Below are 221 nucleotides of genomic sequence, written 5' to 3' on the forward strand. Positions count from 1 at the left end.
CCGACCACAAGATCAATCGCATCAACGAACTCATGCCTTGGTGTTACGCTGCAAAAGCAGCGTAACAGAGCGCGGCGCCGCCATGAAGACCGGCTTCACCGGGCGGACACGGCAGAGACGGACATGGGCGACCTTGACCGTCGTGGTCACGCCGTCGAGGATCACGATCTCATGGCTCCAGTCGAACTGGTAGGCCTCGCCCGGATCGAAGCTCAGCGGGA

The 221-nt window shown here is 61.5% G+C and carries 1 pseudogene; it reads right to left on the reverse strand.

The annotated features are described in order from the left end of the window. Nucleotides 1-30: 30 nt before the first annotated feature. Nucleotides 31-221: pseudogene (locus ACXAH0_RS25415) on the reverse strand (IS21 family transposase); the annotation flags it as partial.

Source organism: Roseibium sp. AWQ4_290 (assembly GCF_056160985.1).